Origin of the sequence: Archangium lansingense (genome assembly GCF_026626635.1) — a bacterium.
Taxonomy (GTDB): domain Bacteria; phylum Myxococcota; class Myxococcia; order Myxococcales; family Myxococcaceae; genus Archangium; species Archangium lansingense.
Window position 1 is genome coordinate 8,665,745 of record NZ_JAPNKA010000001.1, and the last position, 22,769, is coordinate 8,688,513.

The 22,769-nt window shown below is 67.7% G+C and carries 15 protein-coding genes; 4 read left to right on the plus strand and 11 right to left on the minus strand.

Annotated elements, in window-relative coordinates:
- Positions 1-7: 7 nt before the first annotated feature.
- From sbnB to OV287_RS34265, 10 genes are all read right to left on the minus strand, one after another.
- On the minus strand, positions 8-1,027 hold the full coding sequence (gene sbnB, locus OV287_RS34220; protein WP_267538242.1) for a 2,3-diaminopropionate biosynthesis protein SbnB: 1,020 nt from the start codon (positions 1,025-1,027) through the stop codon (positions 8-10).
- A 16-nt stretch (positions 1,028-1,043) separates the two neighbouring features.
- Positions 1,044-2,066, minus strand: a complete 1,023-nt coding sequence (gene sbnA, locus OV287_RS34225) for a 2,3-diaminopropionate biosynthesis protein SbnA (protein WP_267538243.1) — start codon at positions 2,064-2,066, stop codon at positions 1,044-1,046.
- Between the two features lie 308 nt (positions 2,067-2,374).
- A complete protein-coding gene (locus OV287_RS34230) occupies positions 2,375-3,598 on the minus strand; it encodes a DUF4374 domain-containing protein (protein WP_267538244.1) in 1,224 nt (407 codons plus the stop codon).
- Positions 3,599-3,646: 48 nt separating this feature from the next.
- Positions 3,647-6,046 (minus strand): TonB-dependent siderophore myxochelin receptor MxcH, encoded by a 2,400-nt coding sequence (mxcH, locus tag OV287_RS34235; RefSeq protein WP_267538245.1) that lies wholly within the window; start codon positions 6,044-6,046, stop codon positions 3,647-3,649.
- 155 nt (positions 6,047-6,201) lie between these two features.
- The gene (locus tag OV287_RS34240) at positions 6,202-7,575 is read right to left on the minus strand and encodes a class II 3-deoxy-7-phosphoheptulonate synthase (protein WP_267538246.1); all 1,374 of its coding nucleotides are present in this window, start codon (positions 7,573-7,575) and stop codon (positions 6,202-6,204) included.
- Positions 7,576-7,611: 36 nt separating this feature from the next.
- Positions 7,612-12,012, minus strand: a complete 4,401-nt coding sequence (mxcG, locus tag OV287_RS34245; protein WP_267538247.1) for a myxochelin non-ribosomal peptide synthetase MxcG — start codon at positions 12,010-12,012, stop codon at positions 7,612-7,614.
- Between the two features lie 63 nt (positions 12,013-12,075).
- Positions 12,076-12,981, minus strand: a complete 906-nt coding sequence (locus tag OV287_RS34250) for an isochorismatase family protein (protein WP_267538248.1) — start codon at positions 12,979-12,981, stop codon at positions 12,076-12,078.
- Between the two features lie 13 nt (positions 12,982-12,994).
- A complete protein-coding gene (locus tag OV287_RS34255; RefSeq protein ID WP_267538249.1) occupies positions 12,995-14,638 on the minus strand; it encodes a (2,3-dihydroxybenzoyl)adenylate synthase in 1,644 nt (547 codons plus the stop codon).
- Positions 14,635-15,861, minus strand: coding sequence for an isochorismate synthase DhbC (gene dhbC, locus OV287_RS34260; RefSeq protein WP_267538250.1), 1,227 nt, complete (start codon positions 15,859-15,861; stop codon positions 14,635-14,637). Before dhbC ends, OV287_RS34255 begins: the two co-directional genes overlap by 4 nt.
- Before the next feature lie 61 nt (positions 15,862-15,922).
- The gene (locus OV287_RS34265) at positions 15,923-16,696 is read right to left on the minus strand and encodes a 2,3-dihydro-2,3-dihydroxybenzoate dehydrogenase (RefSeq protein ID WP_267538251.1); all 774 of its coding nucleotides are present in this window, start codon (positions 16,694-16,696) and stop codon (positions 15,923-15,925) included.
- A 217-nt stretch (positions 16,697-16,913) separates the two neighbouring features.
- Here OV287_RS34265 and sitA5 point away from each other — a divergent pair, with 217 nt between their 5' ends.
- From sitA5 to OV287_RS34285, 4 genes are all read left to right on the plus strand, one after another.
- The gene (gene sitA5 / locus OV287_RS34270; RefSeq protein ID WP_267538252.1) at positions 16,914-18,455 is read left to right on the plus strand and encodes a SitA5 family polymorphic toxin; all 1,542 of its coding nucleotides are present in this window, start codon (positions 16,914-16,916) and stop codon (positions 18,453-18,455) included.
- Between the two features lie 2 nt (positions 18,456-18,457).
- A complete protein-coding gene (locus OV287_RS34275; protein WP_267538253.1) occupies positions 18,458-18,895 on the plus strand; it encodes an SMI1/KNR4 family protein in 438 nt (145 codons plus the stop codon).
- A 110-nt stretch (positions 18,896-19,005) separates the two neighbouring features.
- Positions 19,006-20,100: a Gfo/Idh/MocA family protein gene (locus OV287_RS34280; protein ID WP_267538254.1), complete on the plus strand. Its 1,095-nt coding sequence runs from the start codon at positions 19,006-19,008 to the stop codon at positions 20,098-20,100.
- Between the two features lie 39 nt (positions 20,101-20,139).
- The gene (locus OV287_RS34285; protein ID WP_267538255.1) at positions 20,140-21,288 is read left to right on the plus strand and encodes a Gfo/Idh/MocA family protein; all 1,149 of its coding nucleotides are present in this window, start codon (positions 20,140-20,142) and stop codon (positions 21,286-21,288) included.
- 6 nt (positions 21,289-21,294) lie between these two features.
- Here OV287_RS34285 and OV287_RS34290 read toward each other — a convergent pair whose 3' ends face one another.
- Complete coding sequence (locus tag OV287_RS34290; RefSeq protein ID WP_267538256.1) at positions 21,295-22,560, minus strand: reverse transcriptase family protein; 1,266 nt, start codon at positions 22,558-22,560, stop codon at positions 21,295-21,297.
- Between the last annotated feature and the right edge of the window lie 209 nt (positions 22,561-22,769).

Here is a 22,769-nt window from a genome sequence, read left to right on the forward strand (position 1 = left end):
GGCGGAGTCACTCGAGGCTCAGCCACGTTCCGACCTCGGCATCGACGGCCTTCTGGTAGACGGCCTGGGCGCACGCGATGTCCTCGATGGCCATCCCCATCGGGTTGAGGAGGATGATCTCGTCCGCCGACTCACGCCCCGGTCGCCGGCCGATGACGATTTCCCCCAGCTCCGCATGGAGCTTTTCCCGCGAGAAGCGGCCCTCGAGCACGAGCTGGTTGATGGTCTTCTTCTCGCGGTTGGACTGATCCCAGTCGTCCACCACGACCTTGTCCACCTGGAGGAACACCTCCTTGTGCACGTCCATGATGGAGACGTTGCTGACGAACGTGCCTCGGGCCAGCCACTCGAACGGGATGTACGGCTCGGACGCGACGGTGCAGGTCACCACCATCTCCGCGCGCCGGATGGCCTGCTCCGCGGACGCGGCGATGAGGAACTCCACCCGCGGGAAGCGCTGCTGCAGCTCCTCCCGGAGCCGCGCGGAGGCGACCGGTGAGAGATCGAAGAGGGAGATGATGGAGATGGAAGGGAACTGCTCGAGGAGCGTCGTGAGCTGCATCCGGGCGATGGGACCGCACCCGATACAGGCCACGTGCTGGAAGCCCTCGCGCGCGAGGTAGCGGGCCGCCACGGCGGTCACCGCGGCGGTGCGCATCCCGGAGATGAGACTGCCCTCCATGATGGCGATGGGGTAGTGCGTCTCGGCGTCGTTGAGCACGATGAGCGCGCTGGCGCGCTCCAGCCCGTGGCGGGAGGGGTTGTCGTGCTTGCTGCCAATCCACTTCAGCCCCGCCATGGGCGCCGCGCCGCCCAGGTAGGCCGGCATGGCGATGATGCGGTCGGCGATGTGCCCCTCGGCGCCGCGCCAGCGCAGGTATGGCTTCAGCGGCTGGACGAATTCTTTCGCCGCGTGGCGGGACAGTGCCTGGTGGATGGCGTCCATGTACAGAGCGGAGGTGTCGCCGCCCAGGTGGAGGATGTCGGACTTGCTCAGGTAGAGCAGCCCCTTCGTGCGGGTGGTCATGGGGAAGCGGTCCTTCTCAGGCGGATTTCGCCGTGCGTGGGGGAATGGACAGGGGAAGCGGGACGTCCATGGGGACCTGCTGCTCCGCGCGGAGGCGGATTTTCGACAGCCAGGCTTCGTCGGAGAACAGGTCCAGGTAGCGCTCCCCTCGGTCTGGAAACAGGGTCAGCACCCGGCTGCCAGCGGGCAACGTGGGCTCGAGCTTGCGGATGGCGGCGACAACCGACCCCGAGGACCCGCCGGCGAAGATGCCCTCATGGGTGAGCAGATCCCGACACCCCACGACGGACTCCCAGTCGTTGACCAGGATGAACTCGTCGATTTCCTCTCTGCACAGCAGCTCGGGGACGCGGCTCGAGCCAATGCCGGGCAAATCTCGTGGGGCCGGCTGCGTGCCGAAGATGACGGAGCCCACCGCGTCCACCGCGATGACGCGCATCCGCGGGAACTCCTTCCGGAGCCGCCTTGCGAGCCCCAGGATGGTGCCGGTGGTGCTCACCGAAGCCACCAGGTAGTCGATGGGAGCGTCGAGCTCTTCGACGATTTCGCTGCCTGCGCCGTGGAAGTGTGCCTGCCAGTTGAGCTGGTTCGCGTACTGGTTGATCCACACGCTGCCGGGCATCATTTCCAGCAGCTCTTGCACCCGACGAATGCGAGTCTTCAGGTAGCCGCCCTGGTCGTCCGGCTCGCTGACCATGTCGATGCGGGCGCCGTAGGACTTCAGGATGCGCAGGTTGGTCTGCGAAATCTTCGGATCCACCACGCTGGTGAAGGTCAGCCCATGGACGCGCGCCACCATCGCCAGGGCGATGCCCAGATTCCCGGACGTGCTCTCGACCAGGTGCGTCCCCTTACGAATGGTGCCGTCCTTCAGCCCCTGCTCGACGATGAAGCGTGCGGGTCGGTCCTTCACACTCCCACCCGGGTTGAGCAACTCGAGCTTCGCGATGACCGAGGGCCCACGATCGGGTGGGAACAGCCGGCGGAGGTGGACCAACGGCGTCTTGCCAATGCAGCTGGCCACGGAGTCATGAACCATGGAGGGAACCCTTCAGACCCCGGGCACCACTTCGCGCCGGGCTGGAATTTGATATTGAGAACGATTTTCAAAATCGATTCGCGGCGGTGGATATCCCGGCGCGAGCGGAACTGTCAAGAAGCGTATAGACGCGCGGAGATGGCTCGAGCGCCGAGCCGAGACGCGCCGGGGACACTCCCCGGAGAAGGGGGCCGTCTCCCGGCGCCATCAGGACGGTGAAGCCCGAGAAGCGGCTCTCGAAATCGGGGGCGAGCTGGTAGCTCTCCCCTGCCCGCTTCCCTGGGCGTTCAACCGCGACACGAGCCGGTTCAGCGCAGCTGCAAGAAGGAGAAGCTGAGGCCCGACAGGGACATGGTCACCTTCCCACTCTCATCCGTCAGATCCCGGAAGTTCGTCGCCGTCGAGCCGTTCGCGAACTCGGTGAAGATCGTCCGGTCACCCGCTGGGTAGAGGAAGGTGCTGCCCGTGGTCGCCGGGAGCGTCTCGACGGGCGTGGCCGTCAGGGTGTCCAGCCGCAGCTTCCACCACTTCCACGAGGACGAGCTCGCCAGCGCCCGGGGATGGGTCGAGGCCTGCACCGGGAAGAGGCGCTCATCGAAGACGCGCAGGTAGGCGGTCCCCTGCGGCCCGGGGAGCAGCGAGCCGGCGGTGCCTCCATTGACGAGCGTGTCGAGCTTGATGTGGAAGGAAGGATCGAACGTGAGCGTCTGGGGGTTGAACCGGAGCAGGCACGGCTCGGGCGTCTCGCCCCCCGCGACCCGGCGCACCGCCGCGCCGTACACCTCCGTCGCCAGGTACAGCATCCCGTCCGGGCCCATGACGCCATCCCGCACGTAGCCGCAGCGCGTGTCCGTCACGACCGTCACCGCGTCGGTCCTGGTGTCGACGACGACGACACCCGCCAGCTTCGTGATGCCCACGCCCGTGGACGGGCGCCAGCCCATCGGCATGATCACCTGGTTCTCGAGGCGGATCGGCAGCGTCGCGAAGGTCTGGATCGCCCCCTGGACGGAGACGCCATTGAGGGGAATGCTCCCCGTGAGGGACATGTCGCTGGGGTTCCAGACGATGAGCTGCGAGGTGCGCCCGTCGAAGTAGTACGCCTTGCTCTCCGAGATGAACTGGAGCTGGTGCTGGTACTCCCCGATCGACGCCACGCCCTTGCCCTCGAAGCTCACGGTGGCGCCCTTCTCCAGGCGGCCCTCACTCGTCAGGTTGTAGCGGGTGATCGTGGGGCCGTCGCTTCCGGCCACGAAGAGCGCGCCCGACTTCGACACGCCCGCCCCGAGCGCACGCCCGGGAAGCTCGATGCCCTGATCCAGCGACAGCGACTCGGTGTGGTCCAACTTGTCCGTCAGGATGACGTAGCTCTGGGGCTCGTCGGCCGTGGAGACCTGCGTTGTAATGGCATACACCGGGCCGTCGCCAGTGCCCGGGCCGGCGGGCCTCGCGATCTCACAGCCGGCGAACAGCGGGAGGACGAGCGCCGTGAGAGCGAGGTGCAAGGGACGAAGGGGAGTCGTGAGTTTCATGTGAGCTACCTTTCTGCTGTTTGAACTTTGAATGGGCGGGTCACGGGCTCAGCCACCGAGGTCCACCGTGAGTTTGGCGAAGAGGCTCCGCCCTGGACGCTGGACGCCGAAGAAGTCGAACGCGGGCGCATCGGTGAGGTTCTGCACGTCAATCGTCCAGCTCAGCGTGGTGGGCGCGTTGCGGATGACGTAGGTGAGGCCGAGCGAGTGCAGGAGTTGGGACGGGACCACCTGCTTGAGGTCCTTCTGTCCCAGTCCTTCCCAGGCGCGGAAGAAGGTGTGGACGTAGCGGGAGTGCCACGTCAGCGAGAGCTCATCGTCGGGGCGCATCAGGCCCTTGAGCTGGAAACGGGCGCTGCCATAGGCCTGCAGGTAGGGCCGGTTCGGAATGCGCTGTCCCTCGAAGGAACCAAAGGTGCCCTGGTTGGAGACATTACGGAAATCCTGCCAGGTGACGTTGCCATCGAGGACGAGGTATTGCCCCGGAGAGGTCCACCCGGCCGCGGCGGCGACTCCCAGGGAGCGGGCCGCGAAGACGTTCTGGTAGGTAAAGAAGCTCTCCCGGCCAATGAGGACGATGAGCTGATCCGCGAGGCGTCCAAAGCCTGTCACGTTGGCTCGGAAGTCCCCCGCGGACGTCCGCCAGGACTCCAGCTCGAGCCCCAGGTTGAGGTTGTGACTGGTCTCGGGATTCAGCCCGAGGTTCTCGTTGATGAGGATCCCATCACCGAAGACCTCGTCCGGACGCGGCAGGCGCGTGGCCCACTCGTAGGAGGCTTTCGCGTAGAGCTCCCGGGAGAAGCGGAAACGAGTGCTGTTGCCCACCCCCACGCCGTGCGTGTCCCGGTCGAGCTGCCCGAAGGTCCCGTCCGGCAGGAGATTCTCCGCACGCGCGAGCTGAACGTAGTCCTTGAGGAAGGCGATGTTCTCCAGGCGTCCGTCAAGAGCGTCGAGCTCGTATTCGAGACCACTGACCAGTGAGAAGAGGTTGCGCTCACCCTCGAGCGGATCAGGCTCCTGACGGGCGCGCAGGCGACGGTCCTCACCGGCCCGGCCCACGATGGTGGGCGCGATGGCGAGGCGGAGTGAATGGAGGGCGGAGAGGTTCCACCCCAGGTTGAGCCTTGCGAAACCCGTGTGCTGATCCACGTACCGCTCGACGGCTCGGGACTCGATCTCTCCAGGCTGAGGGAGCTTCTGGACGCAGCGGCCAAACCAGTCGTAGGCGCAATCACCCATGTCCGTGAAGCGCGTCTGGCGCCAGGTGTATCCAGCGACCGTGTCGACCGAGAGCCTCTCGAAGTAGGTCTGCTCGAACCGAAGGGTGGCGCCTCCCGAGGTCTCCCCAGTGGTCACGTCCCCATAGGGCACATCCATGGTGACGTTGTGCTGGAGCTCTTTGTCGTACCCGCCGCCGAACACGCGCAGGAGCAGACGCCGGGCCCAGGGTCGCTCCACGAAGCCCGCCTCCACCCCGGCCCCCACGGCCCGGTAGGCGTCATGGAAGCGATGGACTCGCGCGGGCCCGAGCCGCCCCTGTGCATCCGCGACCTCGACGTCGACGGGATAGTCGTTCCTGGCGTCATCGAAGAAACCGTTGGCCCGTACGAGCAACCCAATGGGCGCCTGGAAGTGCCGGACACTCGCCGTGAGGCGATGCGTGTCGAAGGACCCAAGCTCGTAGGACGCGGCCGCGCCCGTCCCGTACACCGCTCGGTCGGTGACGAGCTGGACCGCTCCCCCCAGCGCATCGGTCCCGAAGCGGATGGGGACGACGCCCTGGTAGAGCTCCACGCGCTCGACGAGGTTGACGGGGACGTTGGCCAGCCCCGGCCCGAAGCCCGCCAGCTCGAGCGGTATGCCATCGATGAAGAACCGGATCTGCTCATCCGAGAACCCGGCGAGTGAGAAGCGCGTGCGGCTGCCGAGCCCTCCCGCGCGGCGCACTCCTACGCCCTCGGTGCGTGCCAGGGCCTCTCCCATGTCGGCGGTCTCGCGCTGGAGGCGCTCGGTCTCGACCACCCGCACCGCCTCGGCGGACTGGCGTCGGCGCTCCGCTTCGGTCTCGCCCTGGACGCTGATCTCGATGGGCCCCAGCTCCTCGGCACCCGAGGCGAGCTCCTGTCCGGAGGCGCTGGCCTCGGGCGGCGGAGGAGTCTCGCGGGGCAGGCGGAACTCATAGGTGTAGACGAGCCGCGAGGGCTTTACCGCCCCGTCGCGCCGTGCCGGCTCGAAGCGGAAGCGAAGTGCCGCCTCGCGCGCCGCCTCGTCGAAGCCATGCCCCACGGGCTCCATCACCTCGGCCTCGGTGACGTTGCCTCGAGCATCAATCCGAAGGCGAAGCCGCACCCTCGCCTCCAGACCCGCACTCCTGGCCTGAGCCGGGTACACCGCCTCGACGAACTCCTGAAGCTTCGGCGGCACCACCACCGGAGCAGCTGGAGCCACCGCGGCCTCGCCCGCTCCTTCAGCCTCGGGCCCTTGCGCCTGGGCCCCCTTCGCAACGAGGAGCCACACACATGAGATTATGAAAATGGTTCGCATTCTCATTTTCACGAGGCGTGTAGTCGCGAACGGGCAGCTTCGTCAAGAAGGAACTCCGTTCAGGCCGCCCGAGCCTGGGGAGCGCGCCGCGCGTGGAGCTTCTCGGCCACCATGAAGGCGAGCTGCAGCGCCTGGTCGGCGTTGAGCCGTGGATCACAGTGGGTGTGGTACCGGCTGGACAGGTCGTCCTCGGTCACCGCCCGGGCGCCGCCCAGGCACTCGGTGACGTTCTGTCCGGTCATCTCCAGGTGCAGACCCCCCGGATGGACGCCTTCGGCGGCGGCCACCTGGGTGAAGGTCTTCACCTCCGACAGGATGCGGTCGAAGGGCCGGGTCTTGTAGCCATTGCCGGCCTTCTGCGTGTTGCCGTGCATGGGGTCGCTCGACCAGACCACGGGGCGGCCATCGCGCCGAGTGGCGGCCATCAGCCGGGGCAGGCACTCGGCGGCCTTGTCCGCGCCGAAACGGCCGATGAGCGTCAGCTTACCGGGGATGGCCTTGGGGTTCAGGATGTCGATCAACCGCAACAGATCATCTGGCTCCATGGTCGGGCCGCACTTGAGGCCGATGGGATTCTGGATGCCACGCATGAACTCCACATGGCCTCCGTCGAGCTGACGGGTCCGCTCGCCGATCCACAACATGTGGGCGGAGGCGTCGAACCACTCGCCTGACGAAGGGTCGACGCGGGTCATGGCCTCCTCGAAGTTCAGGAGCAGGGCCTCGTGGCTGGTGAAGAGGTCGACCGGGACCGGCGGAGACTGCTGCTCGGGGTGCACATGGAGGGCACTCATGAAGCACAGGGACTCGAAGATCTGATCCGCGAGCCTGCGGTAGCGCTCTCCCAGGGGAGTGCCCGCGACGAAATCGAGCGTCCACCGGTGGAGGTTGCAGAGGTCCCCGTAGCCGCCCTGGGCGTAGGAGCGCAGGAGGTTCAGCGTGGCCGAGGACTGGTGATAGGCCTTGATCAGCCGCTTCGGATCCGGCGTGCGCTCGGCTGGCTCGAAGTCCATGCCGTTGATGATGTCGCCGCGGTAGGCCGGCAGGGTGACACCGCCGATCGTCTCCACAGCGCTGGTGCGGGGCTTGGCGAACTGGCCGGCAATGCGGCCGACCTTCACCACCGGACGTCCGCCCGCGAAGGTGAGAACCACCGCCATCTGGAGGATGAGCCGGAAGGTGTCGCGGATGTTGTCGGCCGTGAACTCCTTGAAGCTCTCGGCGCAGTCACCGCCTTGCAGCAGGAAGGCCTTGCCTTGGGAGACCTGGCCGAGCGCGGTGGTCAGGCGGCGCGTCTCCGCCGCGAACACCAGAGGGGGCAGGCGCGACAGCTCGTCCTCGACACGGGCGAGCGCACGAGGATCTGGGTAGTCCTCAGGCATGTGTCTGACGGGTTTCTCCCGCCAGGAACGGGGGGTCCAATTTCGAGTCATCACGGAAGTGCCATTCAAGGTGAGGGCTGAAAGCCGTTAGGGGGCGCGCAGGAGTCCCTGCTCCACGCAGTAGTCCAGGTAGCGGAACAGCAATCGGCGGTCGGCCGGTGGGCAGGTGATGCCGGTGTCCGCCAGCGCCTGCGTCAAACGCTCGCAGCGGACGGCTCCGAGACCGAAGGTGGGCTCCGACGAGCCCGCGCGCAGCTCGAAGAACGCCAGCGTGGCCTTGTGGGTCGCGCCGTCCGAGCTTCCCGCCACGCGTGCGCACCACTCGGGGACCGGGTACAGCTCGACGGGGTAGCCGTAGTCGCGGACCCAGCCGAACAACTCGAGCAGCCGCACCTCCTGAGCGGGCGTGAGGTTGAACACCTCACCGGGCCGGGGCACCAGCGAGAGCCGGACGAGCGCCCGCGCCACATAGTCCACCGGCGTCCAGGCTTCGCCCACGTCGAGCTGGGGCAGCGCTCCCGCGGGAACTCCGGCCAGCAGGATGCGCCAGACGAGGTCCTGCGGATTGACGATGCCGCTGCCCGGCGCGCCCACGACCCGCCCCAGGCGGTAGACCGAGACCGGCAAGCCGCGCTCAGCCGCCTGTTGAACCAGTCTCTCGGCGATCCACTTGCTCTGCTGATAGCCATCGCGCAGCCCCGGGTGCGCCGGCACGAAGTCCTCGGGGACCTCGGGGCTGAGGTTGGCCTGCGGAGCCACCGCCAGCGTCGAGACGTAGTGCAGTGGCTTGGGCCTCACAGCGGCGGCCAGGCGCAGGAGTTCGAGAGTCCCCTTCACGTTGACCGCCTGCAGGCTGCCGTATTCGCGCACGACGCTGACCACCGCGGCGTTGTGGTAGATGGCGTCGCACTCGGCGGCCAGCCCGTGGAAGCGCGTGGAACCCAGGCCCAGCCAGGGCTGCGTCAGATCGGCCGGGAGCGCCAGCACCCGCTCGGAGAGGTTCGTGTCCGGGAGCCGCTGGGCCGCCAGCGCCGCGCGAATCCGCTCCATGGCATGTGCCTCGTCGCGGGCCCGCACCGGGCAGACCACCCGTGCGCTGGTCTGGCGCAGCAACTGATCGAGCAGATGCGCGCCGACGAAGCCGGTGGCACCCGTCAGCAGAACCTGACGCAGCGGAGCCTGCGGCACATGGTGTGAGGCCCGAACCTCCCGGGCATCCGGGGCCTGGCCCTTGGCCACCTGCCTGGGAACAATCTCCTCGGGCAGCTCGGCATCCGCGAGCATGGCGGGCGTGAGGCCACCACTGTCCGAGCCGGCCCCCGCACCATGCTCCAGCGCCTGCGCCAAGGCGGCGGCGGTCGGGTAGCGGAACACCGTGGCCACGGGCACCTCGCGACCCAGTGCAACACCGAGCCGGTTGGCAACCTGAATGCTCTGGAGCGACTGCCCTCCGAGCTCGAAGAAGTCATCCTGTGCCGACAGGCCGCTCGCCCCCAGGACCTGCTCCCAGACATTCAACACCACGCGCTCGAGCTCGGTCGTCGTGGCGGCGGCCGAGGAAGACTCGCCGGTGGGCTGCACGTGGCGCAGCGCGGCCCGGTCGAGCTTGCCCGTGCTGGTCCGGGGCAGCCGCTCGGAGAACATGAAGGCCCCAGGCACCATGGGGGCGGGCAGCTCGGCCAGCAGGTACCGGCGCAGCTCCGCCGCGGATGGAGCGGGCTGTGCCGCGACGATGTGAGCGCACAGCCGTCGCGCGCCGCCGGGTAGTACCTGCCCGACCACGGCGGCCTCGCGCACACCGGGATGGCCGAGCAACACAGTCTCGACCTCGGCCGGGTCGATTCGGTGGCCGCTGATCTTGAACTCGTCATCGACGCGGCCGGAGAACACCAGCTGTCCATCCTCGCGCAGCCGAACCTTGTCGCCCGTGCGGTAGGCGCGTGGGCGGCCGGGCAGCGACTCGAGCGAGACGAAGCGCGCCGCGTCCAGCTCCGGGCGTCCCAGATAACCCCGGGCCAGACCGCCACCCAGCAGGTAAAGCTCGCCCTCGGCGCCCGGAGCGGCGAGCCGGCCGTGCGGGTCGAGGACCACCGCGCTCACACCGGGGAGTGGACGGCCGATGGGAATCTCATCACCGGCGGGTACGGCCCCGGCGCCGCTGAGCGTGGCGACGGTGGCCACCACGGTGGCCTCGGTGGGTCCATAGGTGTTGAGCAACTGCACCTCCGGTCCCACGGCGGAGCGCCAGCGTGCGACGCGCTCGGGCAGCGCGGCCTCTCCCCCGATGATGACGATGCGAAGGGAGGACGGCAGGCGGGCCGCTCCCGTCGAGATGCTATAGGCCAGCTCGTGCCAGAACGCCGTGGGCAGGTCCAACACGGTGATGCCATGCTCGGCGCAGGCATCGAGCAGCCGCGGCACCGACTGGAGCATCTCATCGGTGCGCAGCACCAGCTTCGCGCCTGCACACAGGGTCAGGAAGATCTCCTCGACACTGGCGTCGAAGTGCAGCGGCGCGAACTGAAGCACCCGGTCGTTCCGGTGCACTCCGTAGCGCTGCGTCGCCCCCGCCACGAAGTGGGCCAGCGCTCCCCGGGAGATCTGTACGCCGTTGGGCTGGCCGGTCGAGCCGGAGGTGTAGATGACGTAGGCCAGGTGCGCGTCCGCCACACGCGAGGTCTCGGAGGGCGGACGTGAGGCGGCCCGCTCATTCCTTCGCACCACGATGCGGCCCGGAGCCACCGGACCTGTAGCGGGCGTTGAACCCTGCTCGGAGGAGAGGATCAATGCAGGCGCGGCGTCGTCGAGGATGGCGGTGGTCCTGGACGCGGGGCCGAGAGGATCGATCGGCAGGTAGCCGGCCCCGGAGAACAACACGCCCAGACTCGCCACGATCGCATCGATTCCGCGCGGCAACATCACCGCCACGGGGCTGTCGGGCCGAGCGCCCGCGGCGGAGAGCCGTTCCGCCAGCGCCTGGGCGGCATGGAGCAGCTCGCGGTAGCTCATCCGGTACGGGCCGTGCTCCACCGCGACCGCATCGGGCTGCTCGCGAGCCCGCTCGGAGATCATCGCCAACACTGGATGTGCTGGCACGGAGAGTGGCCCGCCCTCGAGCACGGACGAAGGAGGGCTGGCCCCTGCTCCCACCGAGTCCTTCTGACCCGGTGTCGCCGCGGCCACCCTCTGGCCCGTGGAGCCGCCAATCGCCTGGTCGGGCGCGGCCACCAGCGACTCCAGGAGCTGGAGGAAATCGCGCTGATGGGTGTCCAGCGCATCGGCGCGGTAGCAGGCCGGGTTGGCGTCGAAGTCAATCCGCAGGCTGCTGCCGTCAGAGCGGGCGTAGAGCCCGATGGACAGATCCTCGACCGGGCCCGCGGAGAGGTTGTGCGCGATGGCCGGCATTCCTGCGAAGCGCAGGGCGTAGTCGAACGGCATGATGTTGACCACCGGGCCGAACAGCCGGCGCTGCCCACCGACCAGCCGCAGATCGCGCCGGAGCTGCTCGTAGCGGTAGCGCAGATGGGGCCGTGCAGCGCGAAGCTCCGAGGCCACCTCGCGGGCGAGCGCGAACCACCCGGCCTCCGGACGCACCGGCACACGCAGCGGCACGATGTTCATCGCCATGCACGGCACACGCAGCGCGGCCGAGCCCAGCCGGGACATCACTGGCAGACCGAGCACCACCTCTGGCGCACCGGTCCGCCGGTGCAGCCAGGCCGCCGTGGCCGCGAGCACGAGATCTGGCCAGCCCAGGCCCGCCTGGCGAGCGGCAGCCTGAAGCCGCTCTACGTCGCCAGGTGACAGGTAGCGCGTCTGGCGCACGAAGCTGGCCGACATGGGCGCGGGTTCCGCGAGGCTCACCGGCGAGGGCCGATCGGCGAAGCGCTCCGTCCAGAAAGTCCGGTCGAGCGCGAACTGCGGTCCGGCCCTGTAGACCGCATCCTCCTCCAGCACGGCACGCAGCGAACCAAAGCCCCCCGTGGTGGGCCGTCCAGCGGCCAGCGCGGTGTAGAGCTCGGCCACCCGTCTCGCCATCAACGAGAAGCCAAAGCCATCCAGAGCGATGTGGTGGGCCCGCTGGTACCAGAAGAACCGGTCAGGCGCGGCCTTGAACAGCGCCTCCGCGAAGAGGGGTCCTCGGCTGAGATCCACGGGACGGGCCAGGTCCTCGCGCATCCACGCCTGCGCTGCATCCCACGGCTCCTGGGTCCCGCTCAGGTCGGCCACGTGCAGTGTCCAATCCTGCCGCGGCGCGAGGAATTGCCCGGGCCCCTCCCCTTCCGACACGAAACGCGAATGCAGAGCCTCGGCCTCTCCGACGGCCTGGCGCACCGCCGCCTCGAAGAGCGCCGGGTCAACGGGCCCGCGGATCTCGATACACTCACCGGCGTTGTACACCGGGCTCGCGAGATCGAACTGTTGGCCCAGCCAGATTCCGTGCTGGGCCGCTGACAGGGGCCAGCGGACATTCTGTGAATCGTGCATCGCTCGGTACTCCAAAGGGGGGATTGGGCTGCGGGGACGGAGGAGGTCCCCGCGCGCCGCTGACTACGAAGCGTGGTGGGAGGTGCGCTGGGCGGTCGCCGAGGACAGCAGCGCGTACCAGTCCGTGAGCGTCGGGCGCTCGGCGAGCTCCACGAAGGAGATCTCCGCTCCGGTGCGCCGCCAGCGCTCGACCAGGGTCATGATCCGGATGGAATCGAGCCCCCGCTCCAGCAGGTTCTCGTCATCGCCAATCGAGGTCTCTGCCTGGAGCAGCTCAGCGACATCCGAGCGCACCTGCTGGGGGCTCAGGGACAGCTCTCCCTGCGAGGCCGGGGGCTGCAGCCCCTCGACGAGCCGCTGGGTGGTGGTGGTAACGGCGCACAGCTTCGCCGCGTAGTTCAGGGCCAGGTGGTGCTGCTCCAGCGAGAAATCACCCAGCGCGTCCGCGACCAGGAACGCCTGCACATCGTGCATGAACGCATGGCTGGCCGTCTGCAGGCAGCCGATGTGGGCGTAGATGCCGCAGATGATGAGCTGGTCGCGCTTGCGCTCACGCAGGAGCTCCAGCAGCCCAGTCTTGATGAACGCGCTATAGCGCCACTTGGTGAGGAGGATGTCGCTCTCACTCGGAGCGAGCGCATCGACGATCTGCTTCTGATCCGGGCCGCCGTTGATGCCCGGCCCCCACAGGTCCAGTTGCAGGCCGCGCTGCTCGGGCGTCTGGCCACCGGGCTGGGCGGAATACACCACCGGAATGCCGAGCGCGGTGCAGTGCTGCCGCAGCCGCTGGATGTTCGCGAGCAGCTCCGTCACCGGCGGCTGCCCGGGGGTGAAGGCGCCGAGGAAGTAGCGCTGCATGTCGTGGATCAGCAGCACGGCGCGCTGGGGATCCGGCGTCCACGACACCTTGTTCTTGGGCAGGTCGGCCGCGCCGGGCATGGGATAGGGGGCGATGGCGGGAAGCGCCATGGAGGGACTCCTTTCAGGGGTTGGAAACGGCGTTTCGCCGGGAGAGCGTCTCGCGCAGCGCCTTCTTGCTGACCTTCCCGACTCCGGTCTTCGGGAACGCTTCGACGAACTCGACTCGGTCTGGAATCTTGAAGGCCGCCAGACCGCGCTCGCGCAGGAACGCGGTGAGCGAGGCGGCGGGCGGCGGTGCTTCGCGTGGGATGACGAACGCGCAGGTGCGCTCGCCAAGGAACGGATCCGGGATGGCAACCACCGCCGCGTCATGGACGGCGGGATGGGCCAGGAGGTGGTTCTCGACCTCCTCGGCGGCAACCTTCTCGCCGCCGCGGTTGATCTGATCCTTCTCGCGCCCTTCCACCACCAGGTAGCCCTCCGGAGTCACCCTCACCACATCGCCGGTGCGGTAGAAGCCGTCGGAGGTGAACGCACGCGAGTTGTGCGTCTCAGCCTTGTAGTAGCCGCGGATGGTGTAGGGACCGCGAGTCAAGAGCTGGCCCGTCTCCCCTGGAGCGACCTCGTTGTCATCCTCGTCGACCACCCGGATCTCATCGTCGGAAGTGATCGGCCTGCCCTGGGTGGTGACAATGAGCTCTTCGGAATCATCCAGCCGGGTGTAGTTGACCAGGCCCTCGGCCATTCCGAAGACCTGCTGCAGCGTGCACCCGAGCGTAGGACGCACGCGCCGCGCGGCCTCCTCGCTGAACTTCGCACCGCCGACCTGCAGCACCCGCAGACTCGACAGGTCATGGCGCCGGGCCGAGGCGGCATCCAGCCAGATCATCGCCAGTGGAGGCACCAGCGCGGTGATGGTGACGCGCTCGCGCTCAATCAGCGGAAACGCCACGTCGGGGCTGGGGGCCGGAGCCAGCACGGTCGTGCCACCCGCATACAGGGTGCCGAGCACGCCCGGCGAGCTGAGCGGGAAGTTGTGCGCGGCGGGCAGCGCGCACAGGTACACGCTCGACCCATCGAGTTGGCAGATCTCCGCGCTGGCACGCACGCTGTAGATGTAGTCGTCGTGAGTCCGCGGGATGAGCTTGGGAATGCCGGTGCTACCGCCCGAGAGCTGGAAGAACGCCACGTCACTGGGGCTCGGCTCCGACAGCTCGACGGGCGAGGCATACAGACTGCTCAACGGGGTGAACGGGCCAGCGTCGCCAGCGACAATCACATGCCGCAGGCCCGGCACCCGGTCGCGGACCTGCTCGGCCAACGACCGATAATCAAACCCAACGTGCCTGTCAGGGATGATGTAGGCGACCGCTTCGGTGAACGCGCAGAAGTAGCTGATCTCCGCGCTCCGGTGTGCGGGGAGCGCGAACACCGGCAGCGCGCCCAGCCGGAACAGCGCGAAGCACACCTCGAAGAACGCGGCGATGTTGGGCAGCTGCACCACCACCCGATCCCTCGGCTTGATGCCCAGGGCCTGGAGCCCAGCGGCCAGCCGATCGGCTCGTTCGTCGAGCTCGCGGTAGCTCCAGCGCTGTGTTCCGGCGACGATCGCGGTGCGCTCACCGTGGCGCTGGGCCCGCTCGCGCAGCACCTGCCCGAAGGTCTCGCCACGCCAGTAGCCAGCCTGCCGGTAGCGCGTGGCAAACTCCTCGGGCCAGGTGGGGCATCCCGGAAGCAAAGCAGTCTCCCGCTGAGGGTCCGTCATGGCTGCACCTCAGCGCCCTGCCCCAGCCCCATCGCCTGGAGCATGGTCCGGAACTTCGCCTCGGTCTCGGCCAGCTCGGACTCGGGCTTGGAACCGACCACGATTCCCGCTCCCGCGAACAGCCGCAGCGAGTGCTCATCGGCCTCCGCGCAGCGGATGGTCACTGCCCACTGGCCGTCGCCGTTGGCGTCGCACCACCCCACCGTGCCCGTGTAGTAGCCGCGCTCGAAGGGCTCGATGGTACCGATCGCCGCGTGGGCCAGCTCCGTCGGGTAGCCACACACCGCCGGCGTGGGATGCATCGCGACGGCCAGCATCAGCGAGGAGATGGACGGATCCTTCAGCTCACCGCTGATCCGGGTCGACAGGTGCCACAGGGTCGGCGTGCTGACGAGTGACGGCTCCGCGGGAACATCCAGCGTCTTGCAGTACGGACGCAGCGCCTCCACGACCGACTCGATGACCACGGCATGCTCGTGAAGGTCCTTGGGGGAGACGCGCAGGGCGGCAGCCCGCTCTTGATCCTCGATCGGATCGGCGCTGCGAGGCGTCGTCCCCGCCAGCGGGTTGGCGAGCACCTGCAACCCCGAGCGCGAGACCAACAGCTCCGGGCTGGCGCCGATCAACGTGCGTCGCCCTGCTCCAGGCGTGGCCGCCAGCTGCGGAGGCAGATCCACCGCGAAGGTGTAGCCGGAGGGGTTGCGCCGAGCCAGGTTGCGCAGCAACTGCGTCAGGTCGATGGGCGTGGCGGCGTTGAGCTGGAGCGAGCGGGACAGCACCACCTTGCGCAGCGGTCCGCTCTGCATCAGCTTCAGCGCCTGTGCCACGCCGTTGAGATAGGCTGCGGGCTCGGGTACCGGCTGGACCGTGTACCGCTCGGCCAGCGGGCGCTGCGCAGGAGCAGCCGAATCGAACACCAGCGGCCCCGCGCGCTGGATGGTCATGGGCACCACGAGCTGCGCGGGAATCGAGCTGTCGAAGGGCACCGCACCGACGGCCACGGGGATGTCGTGAGCAGCCTCCCGGGCCTCGTTGAGCACCGTCGCCACGCGCTCGGGCAGGAGCTCCAGCGCGTTGGTGCCTCCGGAGTGCGGCACCGTCGCGAACGTGCCTCTCGCCAGCATGGTGCGCTTGGGCGAGGCGAAGAAGAAGGACGAGCCCGCCTCGTAGCTATCGAGCAACTGCGTCGCCAGCATCCGCGGCTCACTGGAACTTCCGGTCATCACAACCACCTCTTGACATTGAAAATGAAAACCATTCTCAGAATCGGAAGACAAAAAGACCCTAGGCGCCCAGCGTCGCGCCGCCGTCGACACAAAGGTCATGCAGCGTGATGTGGCGTGCCCGGTCCGAGACGAGGAACGACACCGCCTCGGCGATATCAGCCGGAGTGGCGATCCGGCGCAGGGGGATGCCCACGCGGAAGGTCTCGGGCGAGCCGGCGATCACCGCCTGCGCGCCATGCTCGTCGGCCCACAGCGCGCGCTGCATGGCCGTGTCGGTGGAGCCGGGAGACACCACGTTGCAGCGGATGTTGTGCTGAGCCAGCTCGAGCCCCAGGCATTTGGTGAACATGGTGGAGGCGGCCTTGGAGGCGGCGTAGGCGGCCATCTGCATGCGAGGCACTCCGGCGGCATTCGAGCCGACGGTGACAATCACTCCGGACTGGCGCGGCACCATGCGCCGCGCGACGGCGCGGGAGACATGGAACACGCCATGGGTGTTGACCGCGAAGGTGGCCGCCCAGTCCTCATCGCTGAGGGACACGACCGGGCCCATGCGCAGCACACCGGCGACATTGACCAGGATGCCGATGGGTCCCAGCTCGCGCTCAATCCGCTCGACCACGGCTTCGACCGCGGCGCTGTTGCTCACATCGGCCGGAAAGGCGGCGGCGCGGCAGCCACGCTCGCGCAGCTCCGCCACCAGCGAGGCCAGTCCCTCCTCCCGAGTGTCGAGCGCCGCGATGGACGCGTCGCCAGCCAGCACCCGTGCTACCGCCGCCCCAATGCCCTGGGCAGCCCCTGTCACCAGGGCAACTCTGGTGGTTGTTCCCATGTGTTCCCTCCCAAGGGCCGGAGACCCCCAGCCCGAGCGAGAATTAGAAGTTGAGAATGGTTCTCATTATCATTCTCTGGTCGTGCTTGGTGCCATGTTCTGGTACACGGAGTCAAGAGGCATCCCTCGGAGGTGGTGTCGAGTAGCAGGACCTGGAAGGTGACGCACGTGGATCTCACACGGCGTCAACGGAAGCCTCGTAAGCTGCCGCGTCGCCATGCAGAACACCATTCGCTGGGGCATTCTCGGGACAGGACAGGTGACGGGATTCCTGCTGGCGGCAAGCCTGATGCTGATGGCCTGCGCAACGGATGGGACTCGAGTGGCCGGGCCTGATATTCGCTCCACGCAAGGCGCATCCAGCCAGGTCCAGGTTCGCCTGGAGACGGAAGAAAGCCCACCGCAGACCTTCGCACCTCCGCACGGCACACCCGTGGAGGTGACCCTGGCGCAGTTCGACACGGCCATGGCCCGGTTGGTGACGGAGCTGGAGTTACCCTCCCCTCGCCATCAGCGGTTGGCGCTCTGCGACCAGCCCCGACAGGAAGACGAAGGCTCGGCGTTGACGCGGGACTATTCCCGCTGGTGCGAGCGTCGGGGCACTCCTGGCGACTGTTTGTCCCTGCTGGACAGCACTCTCTCCCTGGGTGCCGAGGCGAGGCGTACGCTGGCGCTAACCATCTCTCTGGGCTCGGTCTGGGAAGGCTCAGTGGAAGTCTGGGCCGGCATGGTGGACCCGATGGCCCTGCAATCCATGGTCATGTCCGCCATGGCGGGCTACCTCGCCATGCTCGCCTTTCCCCTGCCGGTGACCCAGGCGGCCGCCGTCTCTTTCGGCTGCTTCATGATTGCCTACCTGGGGCTGGATACCGTGTGGAGCCTGCTGCAGGGCTGGAGGCAGTTGGAGATGGAGACCCAGCAGGCACGCACCTTCGCCGAGGTGCGCGAGGCAGGTGAGCGCTTTGGCCGGGTGATGGGAGCGCAGGTGGGGCGCCTGTTGGTGATGTTGGCGACAGCGGCCATTGGCTCGACCACGAACCTGCTCATGAAGGGCCCAAGACTGCCGGGCTACGCGCAGGCGTCCGTTCAAGCCAGGTCTCAGGTGGGCCTGGGACTTTCGGCGCTGAGTCAGGTGCGGCAGGTACTGGTGGGCCAGGGGAGCTTCACCCTGACGCTGGCTCCGGGCGCCCTCGCCATGGCCGCTCAGGGGATGGACGGTGGCGGAACCTCTGGAGCGCCAGGTCTGGCGGCCCAGAGCAACGCTCCGAGCAAGTACCGCCTGCCGTTCATCGAGTCGTGGCGCAAACCGAGGTTCACCGAGGACGGGAGGCTCCTGCCCTACAAAGACACGAGGAATCCGCCCACTCCCATCACGAACCTGGGCCGCAATCGAGCTGGACAGACGGTCTCGAATGGCAAAACCACCGTCAGGTTCGACAGGGATGGCTTCGCGGAGTTCAACACAAAGTTCGAGACCCTACTGGACGACGTCCATGTCGGTAGCGGACAACGCTTCTCGCATTACAAAGCCGCCAACCAGAAACTATCCCAAGCGATCAAACAAGACCCTCGCCTGGCCAAGGAGCTTGGGCTCAGCGCCGATGCCATCGAGAAACTCTCTTCCTCGACGAAGCCACCGATTGGTTACTCCTGGCACCATCATCAGGATGTTGGAAGAATGCAGTTGGTAAGCCTCGAAGAGCACCAACTCGCCGCTCCTCACACGGGTGGGATGGCAATCTGGGGAGGAGGCCAGTAACGATGAGAATCCAATGGCAGCCCTACGTCTGGAACGAGCCCCATCCACTGGACTCGCAGGTTCTTGACCAGCTCGAGCAACAGTGGGGGGTAAGGCTCCCAGAACTGTATAGGGAGATTGTCTCAACCCACCAGGGCATGGGACCAGAACCTTGCGCCTTCGATGTCGGCACGGGCAACGATGCGTTCAGTGTCTTGTTGATTGTCAGCACAGACAGCGAAAAGGAACCGTACTCGATCAGCAAGGCTCATCAGGTACTGCAGCCGCACGTTCCAGCAGGGATCTTTCCCTTCGCCCTCACTCCCGGTGGCGAATACTTGTGTTTCGATTACAGAGACTCACCAGCGCAACCCAAGGTCGTCCTTGTGTCGATGGAGATGACCATCTACCCCGTCGCGGACAGCTTCACTGTATTTATGGCTGGCCTCTACAACGGATAGACCGATCTTGCTCCAGGCTGGATGCGTTGCATCCATTCCGCGAAGTACGCGTCGCGGAGCTGTTTCCACTGTCCCCATGCGCGCTCCTGGCATAGCGTCTGCGGAGTCATATGCGTGACACCATTCGCTGGGGCATTCTCGGGACAGGACAGGTGGCGGGACTCTTCGCACGAGGGCTCCGGGAAATCCCAGACGCCCAACTGCTCGCGGTGGGCTCGCGCTCGCGTCAGAACGCCGACGCCTTCGCCCGCGAGCACGGTGTGCCGCGCGCCTACGCCACCTACGAGGATCTGGTGCGCGACGCGAACGTGGACGTCGTCTACGTAGCAACCCCCAACAGCGCGCACCGGGAGCACTGTCTGCTGGCGCTCGAGCACGGCAAGCCCGTGCTGTGCGAGAAGCCCTTCACCCTGGACGCGGCCGAGGCCAGCGCCATCGCCGAGACGGCCCGGGCTCGCGGGCTGTTCTGCATGGAAGGCATGTGGATGCGCTTCGTCCCCGTGCTGCGTGAGCTGGAGTCACGGGTGCGCGCGGGTGCCATCGGCGACGTGCGCATGCTCACCGCGAACCTCGGCCTGCCCATCGAGTTCGACCCGCGGCACCGCCTCTTCGATCCGAAGCTCGGCGGCGGCGCACTGCTGGATCTGGGCGTCTACCCGCTGTCCCTCGCCCTGCGGCTGATGGGCCGGCCCACGCGCATCACCAGCCAGGCCGTGTTCGGTCAGACGGGGGTGGACGAGCAGTGCACCATCCTCCTCGAGTTCCCCGAGGGACGGCAGGCCGCGCTCACCACCAGCGTGCGCAACCGCACCACGGACGACGCGGCCCTGATGGGCACCGAGGGGATGATCCATCTCCACGAGCCACTCTACCGCCCGGAGACGCTGTCCCTCGTGCGCTCACCTCGGCTGGGCGGTGGGCGCGAGGTCTCGCGGATGCGTGGGTACGCGGAGCGGCTCGGGCTGGGGCGGATCAAGCATCACCCGCTGGTGCGCGAGGTACGCCAGGCCGTCGGCTTCGTCCGCACCGAGCGGGTGACGCGCCGGGTGCTCGGCAACGGCTACGCGCACGAGGCCCTCGAGGTCATGCGCTGCCTGCGAGAGGGCCTGCGAGAGAGCCCGCTGATGCCGCTCGATGAATCCGTGGAGCTCATGCGGACGGTGGATGCCATCCGACGGGAGTGGACACGCCCTACACCACTGTAGGAAACACGCACTGCCAGGGGGCAGAGGACGAAGGGAAACATGCGTATCGCCATCGTTGGCACGGGCTATGTCGCCGATTACTACCTGAAGACGCTACCCGACCACCCCCGCCTGCAGCTGGTGGGTGTCATGGACCGGGATGGACCGCGCGCCGAACGCTTCGCAGGCTTCCACCGCTTGCCCACGAGGTACCGCAACTACGAGGAACTGCTGGCGGATGACCGCGTGGAGTGCGTGGTGAACCTCACCAACCCGCACAGCCACTACACGCTGACGAAGGCCGCTCTCGAGGCCGGCAAGCACGTGTACTCGGAGAAGCCGCTGGCCATGGAGATGGCTCACGCCGAGGAGCTGGTGGCACTCGCCGAGTCCCGGGGACTCCAACTCGCGAGCGCGCCGTGCAGCCTGCTGGGCGAGACGGCGCAGACCTTGTGGAAGGCGCTGCGCGAGGAGCGAATCGGCCGGGTGCGGCTGGTGTACGCGGAGCTGGATGACGGGCCCATCCACCTGATGAAGCCCGAGCGGTGGCGCAGCGACTCGGGCAACCCGTGGCCGGCGAAGGACGAGTACGAGGTCGGCTGCACGCTGGCGCACGCGGGCTACTACATCACCTGGATGGTGGCCTTCTTTGGCCCAGCCTCGCGGGTCACATCCTTCTCCACCGTGCTCACGCCAGACAAGGGCGTAGAGGTGGACCGGCAGACGCCAGACTTCAGCGTGGCCTGCATCGAGTTCGCTTCCGGCACGGTGGCCAGACTCACGCACAGCATCTACGCGCCGTACGACCATGGACTGCGGCTCATCGGTGACCGGGGAGTGCTGAGCACGAAAGATTGCTGGCTCTACAACTCGCCGGTGTACCTCGGGCGGCGCGATGCGCTCGGGCTGAAGGTGGAGAAGAACCCGGTGAAGGCGAAGTGGATGGGACTGGGCCCCGAGGCGCTGCCCCTGGTACCGGGACCCGGGCAGTCCCGCGGGTCTCGCAAGGCCAACACCATGGATGTCTCGCGAGGAATCGCCGAGGTGGCCGAGGCCGTGCACCAGGGGCGCCCATGCCGGCTGTCTTCCCGGTTCGCCCTGCACGTGAACGAAGTCACGCTCGCCATCCAGCACCCGGCGGAGCCCGGCGTTCCGAGGACGATGAAGACGACGTGCGACCCCATCGCCCCGATGCCCTGGGCGGCGTAGCCACCCCTACCCGGAGGGCTTCCACCGCTTGCGCAGGGTGGCGGCCTGCGAAGGGTTGAGCATGGAGAGGTAGGCCAGCCTGCCCTCGATGCGGGCAGCGGCCTCGGGTGCCGCCCCCTCCTTCCGCGCCTGGTGGATGGAGGCGCGCAGCTTCCGGCGCTCCTGGCGCGACAGGCCGAGCGTCTCGTTCACCACCACCCCCGTCACCTGCTGCCGGCGGCCCCGCCGGGCAACGCGTGTCTTTGCCTCGTTCACCCGGAAGCCCTCGGTCTCGATGAGGCGCTTCGCCCCCGCGCGCAGCTCCTTCAGGGCCTCCAGCGAACCGCCCGAGAAGCACAAGTCGTCCGCGTAGCGAGTGAAGGAATAGCCGTGCTTGCGCGCGAGTCCCGCGAGCCGAAGGTCCAACCGCCGCACCACCGCGTTGCACAAGCCCGGGCTGGTGGGAGCCCCCTGCACACAGGCGCGCGGGCCCACCGGCACGTGCAGCCGGACGCCGTTCACCTCCACCGGCTGGCGCTCGGCTTCCGTCATCAGCGCCGCGAGCGTGGCCGCTACTGTGTAGCCATACCCAAGGGCAATCAGCAGACCACGCACCCGGACATAGGTGACGGACGGAAAGAAGTCGGCGAGGTCCATCTTCAGAATCACTGCCTTGCCCACGTGGGGCTCGGCGCCCGTGCGGATGGAGCGCCCCGCCCGAAAGCCGTGCGCATGCCCACTCACCGGCAGCTTGTCCACGAGCAGCGGCAGGAGCTTGCGCTGCACCACCTTCAACCGGCGCTTGGGCGCCATGATGAGCCGCCGCCCACCGTTGCGCTTGGGGATGGAGAAGGTGACGTAGTGCGGAACCCGCTCGGCCTCCCGGTGGATGGAGAAGAAGCGCAGCTCGCCCACGGAGATGCCCAGTGCGCTGGCCACGTCCCCCTCGTCCCGCAGCAGGGGGAGGCCGAGGCGCTGCAACTGCGCCTCGTCCGGGAGGAGATCACTGATGTGCCGGTTGCGCGTGCGCAGCGTCCCAGCGAAGAGCCGGCGGGCCTCGCTCACCGCCATCCACTTCTTGCGCTTCTTGAGCGGCACCTTCTTCTGCTCCGGCTTGGGCAGCAGCCGGGGATCTCGCCGGACCGTGCGGCGATGACCGGGCTTGAGGGGGCCGGACTCGGGCCGCACCACCTCTCGCACCGCATCGAGCGAGGCGCTCTCCCGGTCGAGCCGTGAGACGTCCCGCATCAAGGGCTTGCGGAAGAGCCCCTTGAGCCAATCAACGAAGCCCATGGCCCTCCCCTCCTCTGGAGCAAGCGCCTGCATCCGAGGGAGCCGGTCGCGCGTCACTCTCGAAGCTCTGGAACCATGGGTCCCAGCGTTCCGTACGCTGGGGTCCGTGGCGAGGTGAAGGCAACATGACACCGCCGCGGCGAAGCACCGCGGCACAAATGGCTGACTCCCGGGCGAACGGCTCCCTCGGATGAAGCACGATCCTTATC

Bases quoted from the DNA above. Each gene is read 5' to 3' on its own strand.
- sbnB (WP_267538242.1), bottom strand. From the start codon at position 1,027: ATGACCACCCGCACGAAGGGGCTGCTCTACCTGAGCAAGTCCGACATC.
- sbnA (WP_267538243.1), bottom strand. From the start codon at position 2,066: ATGGTTCATGACTCCGTGGCCAGCTGCATTGGCAAGACGCCGTTGGTC.
- OV287_RS34230 (WP_267538244.1), bottom strand. From the start codon at position 3,598: ATGAAACTCACGACTCCCCTTCGTCCCTTGCACCTCGCTCTCACGGCG.
- OV287_RS34240 (WP_267538246.1), bottom strand. From the start codon at position 7,575: ATGACTCGAAATTGGACCCCCCGTTCCTGGCGGGAGAAACCCGTCAGA.
- mxcG (WP_267538247.1), bottom strand. From the start codon at position 12,012: ATGCACGATTCACAGAATGTCCGCTGGCCCCTGTCAGCGGCCCAGCAC.
- OV287_RS34250 (WP_267538248.1), bottom strand. From the start codon at position 12,981: ATGGCGCTTCCCGCCATCGCCCCCTATCCCATGCCCGGCGCGGCCGAC.
- OV287_RS34255 (WP_267538249.1), bottom strand. From the start codon at position 14,638: ATGACGGACCCTCAGCGGGAGACTGCTTTGCTTCCGGGATGCCCCACC.
- dhbC (WP_267538250.1), bottom strand. From the start codon at position 15,861: ATGACCGGAAGTTCCAGTGAGCCGCGGATGCTGGCGACGCAGTTGCTC.
- OV287_RS34265 (WP_267538251.1), bottom strand. From the start codon at position 16,696: ATGGGAACAACCACCAGAGTTGCCCTGGTGACAGGGGCTGCCCAGGGC.
- sitA5 (WP_267538252.1), top strand. From the start codon at position 16,914: ATGCAGAACACCATTCGCTGGGGCATTCTCGGGACAGGACAGGTGACG.
- OV287_RS34275 (WP_267538253.1), top strand. From the start codon at position 18,458: ATGAGAATCCAATGGCAGCCCTACGTCTGGAACGAGCCCCATCCACTG.
- OV287_RS34280 (WP_267538254.1), top strand. From the start codon at position 19,006: ATGCGTGACACCATTCGCTGGGGCATTCTCGGGACAGGACAGGTGGCG.
- OV287_RS34285 (WP_267538255.1), top strand. From the start codon at position 20,140: ATGCGTATCGCCATCGTTGGCACGGGCTATGTCGCCGATTACTACCTG.
- OV287_RS34290 (WP_267538256.1), bottom strand. From the start codon at position 22,560: ATGGGCTTCGTTGATTGGCTCAAGGGGCTCTTCCGCAAGCCCTTGATG.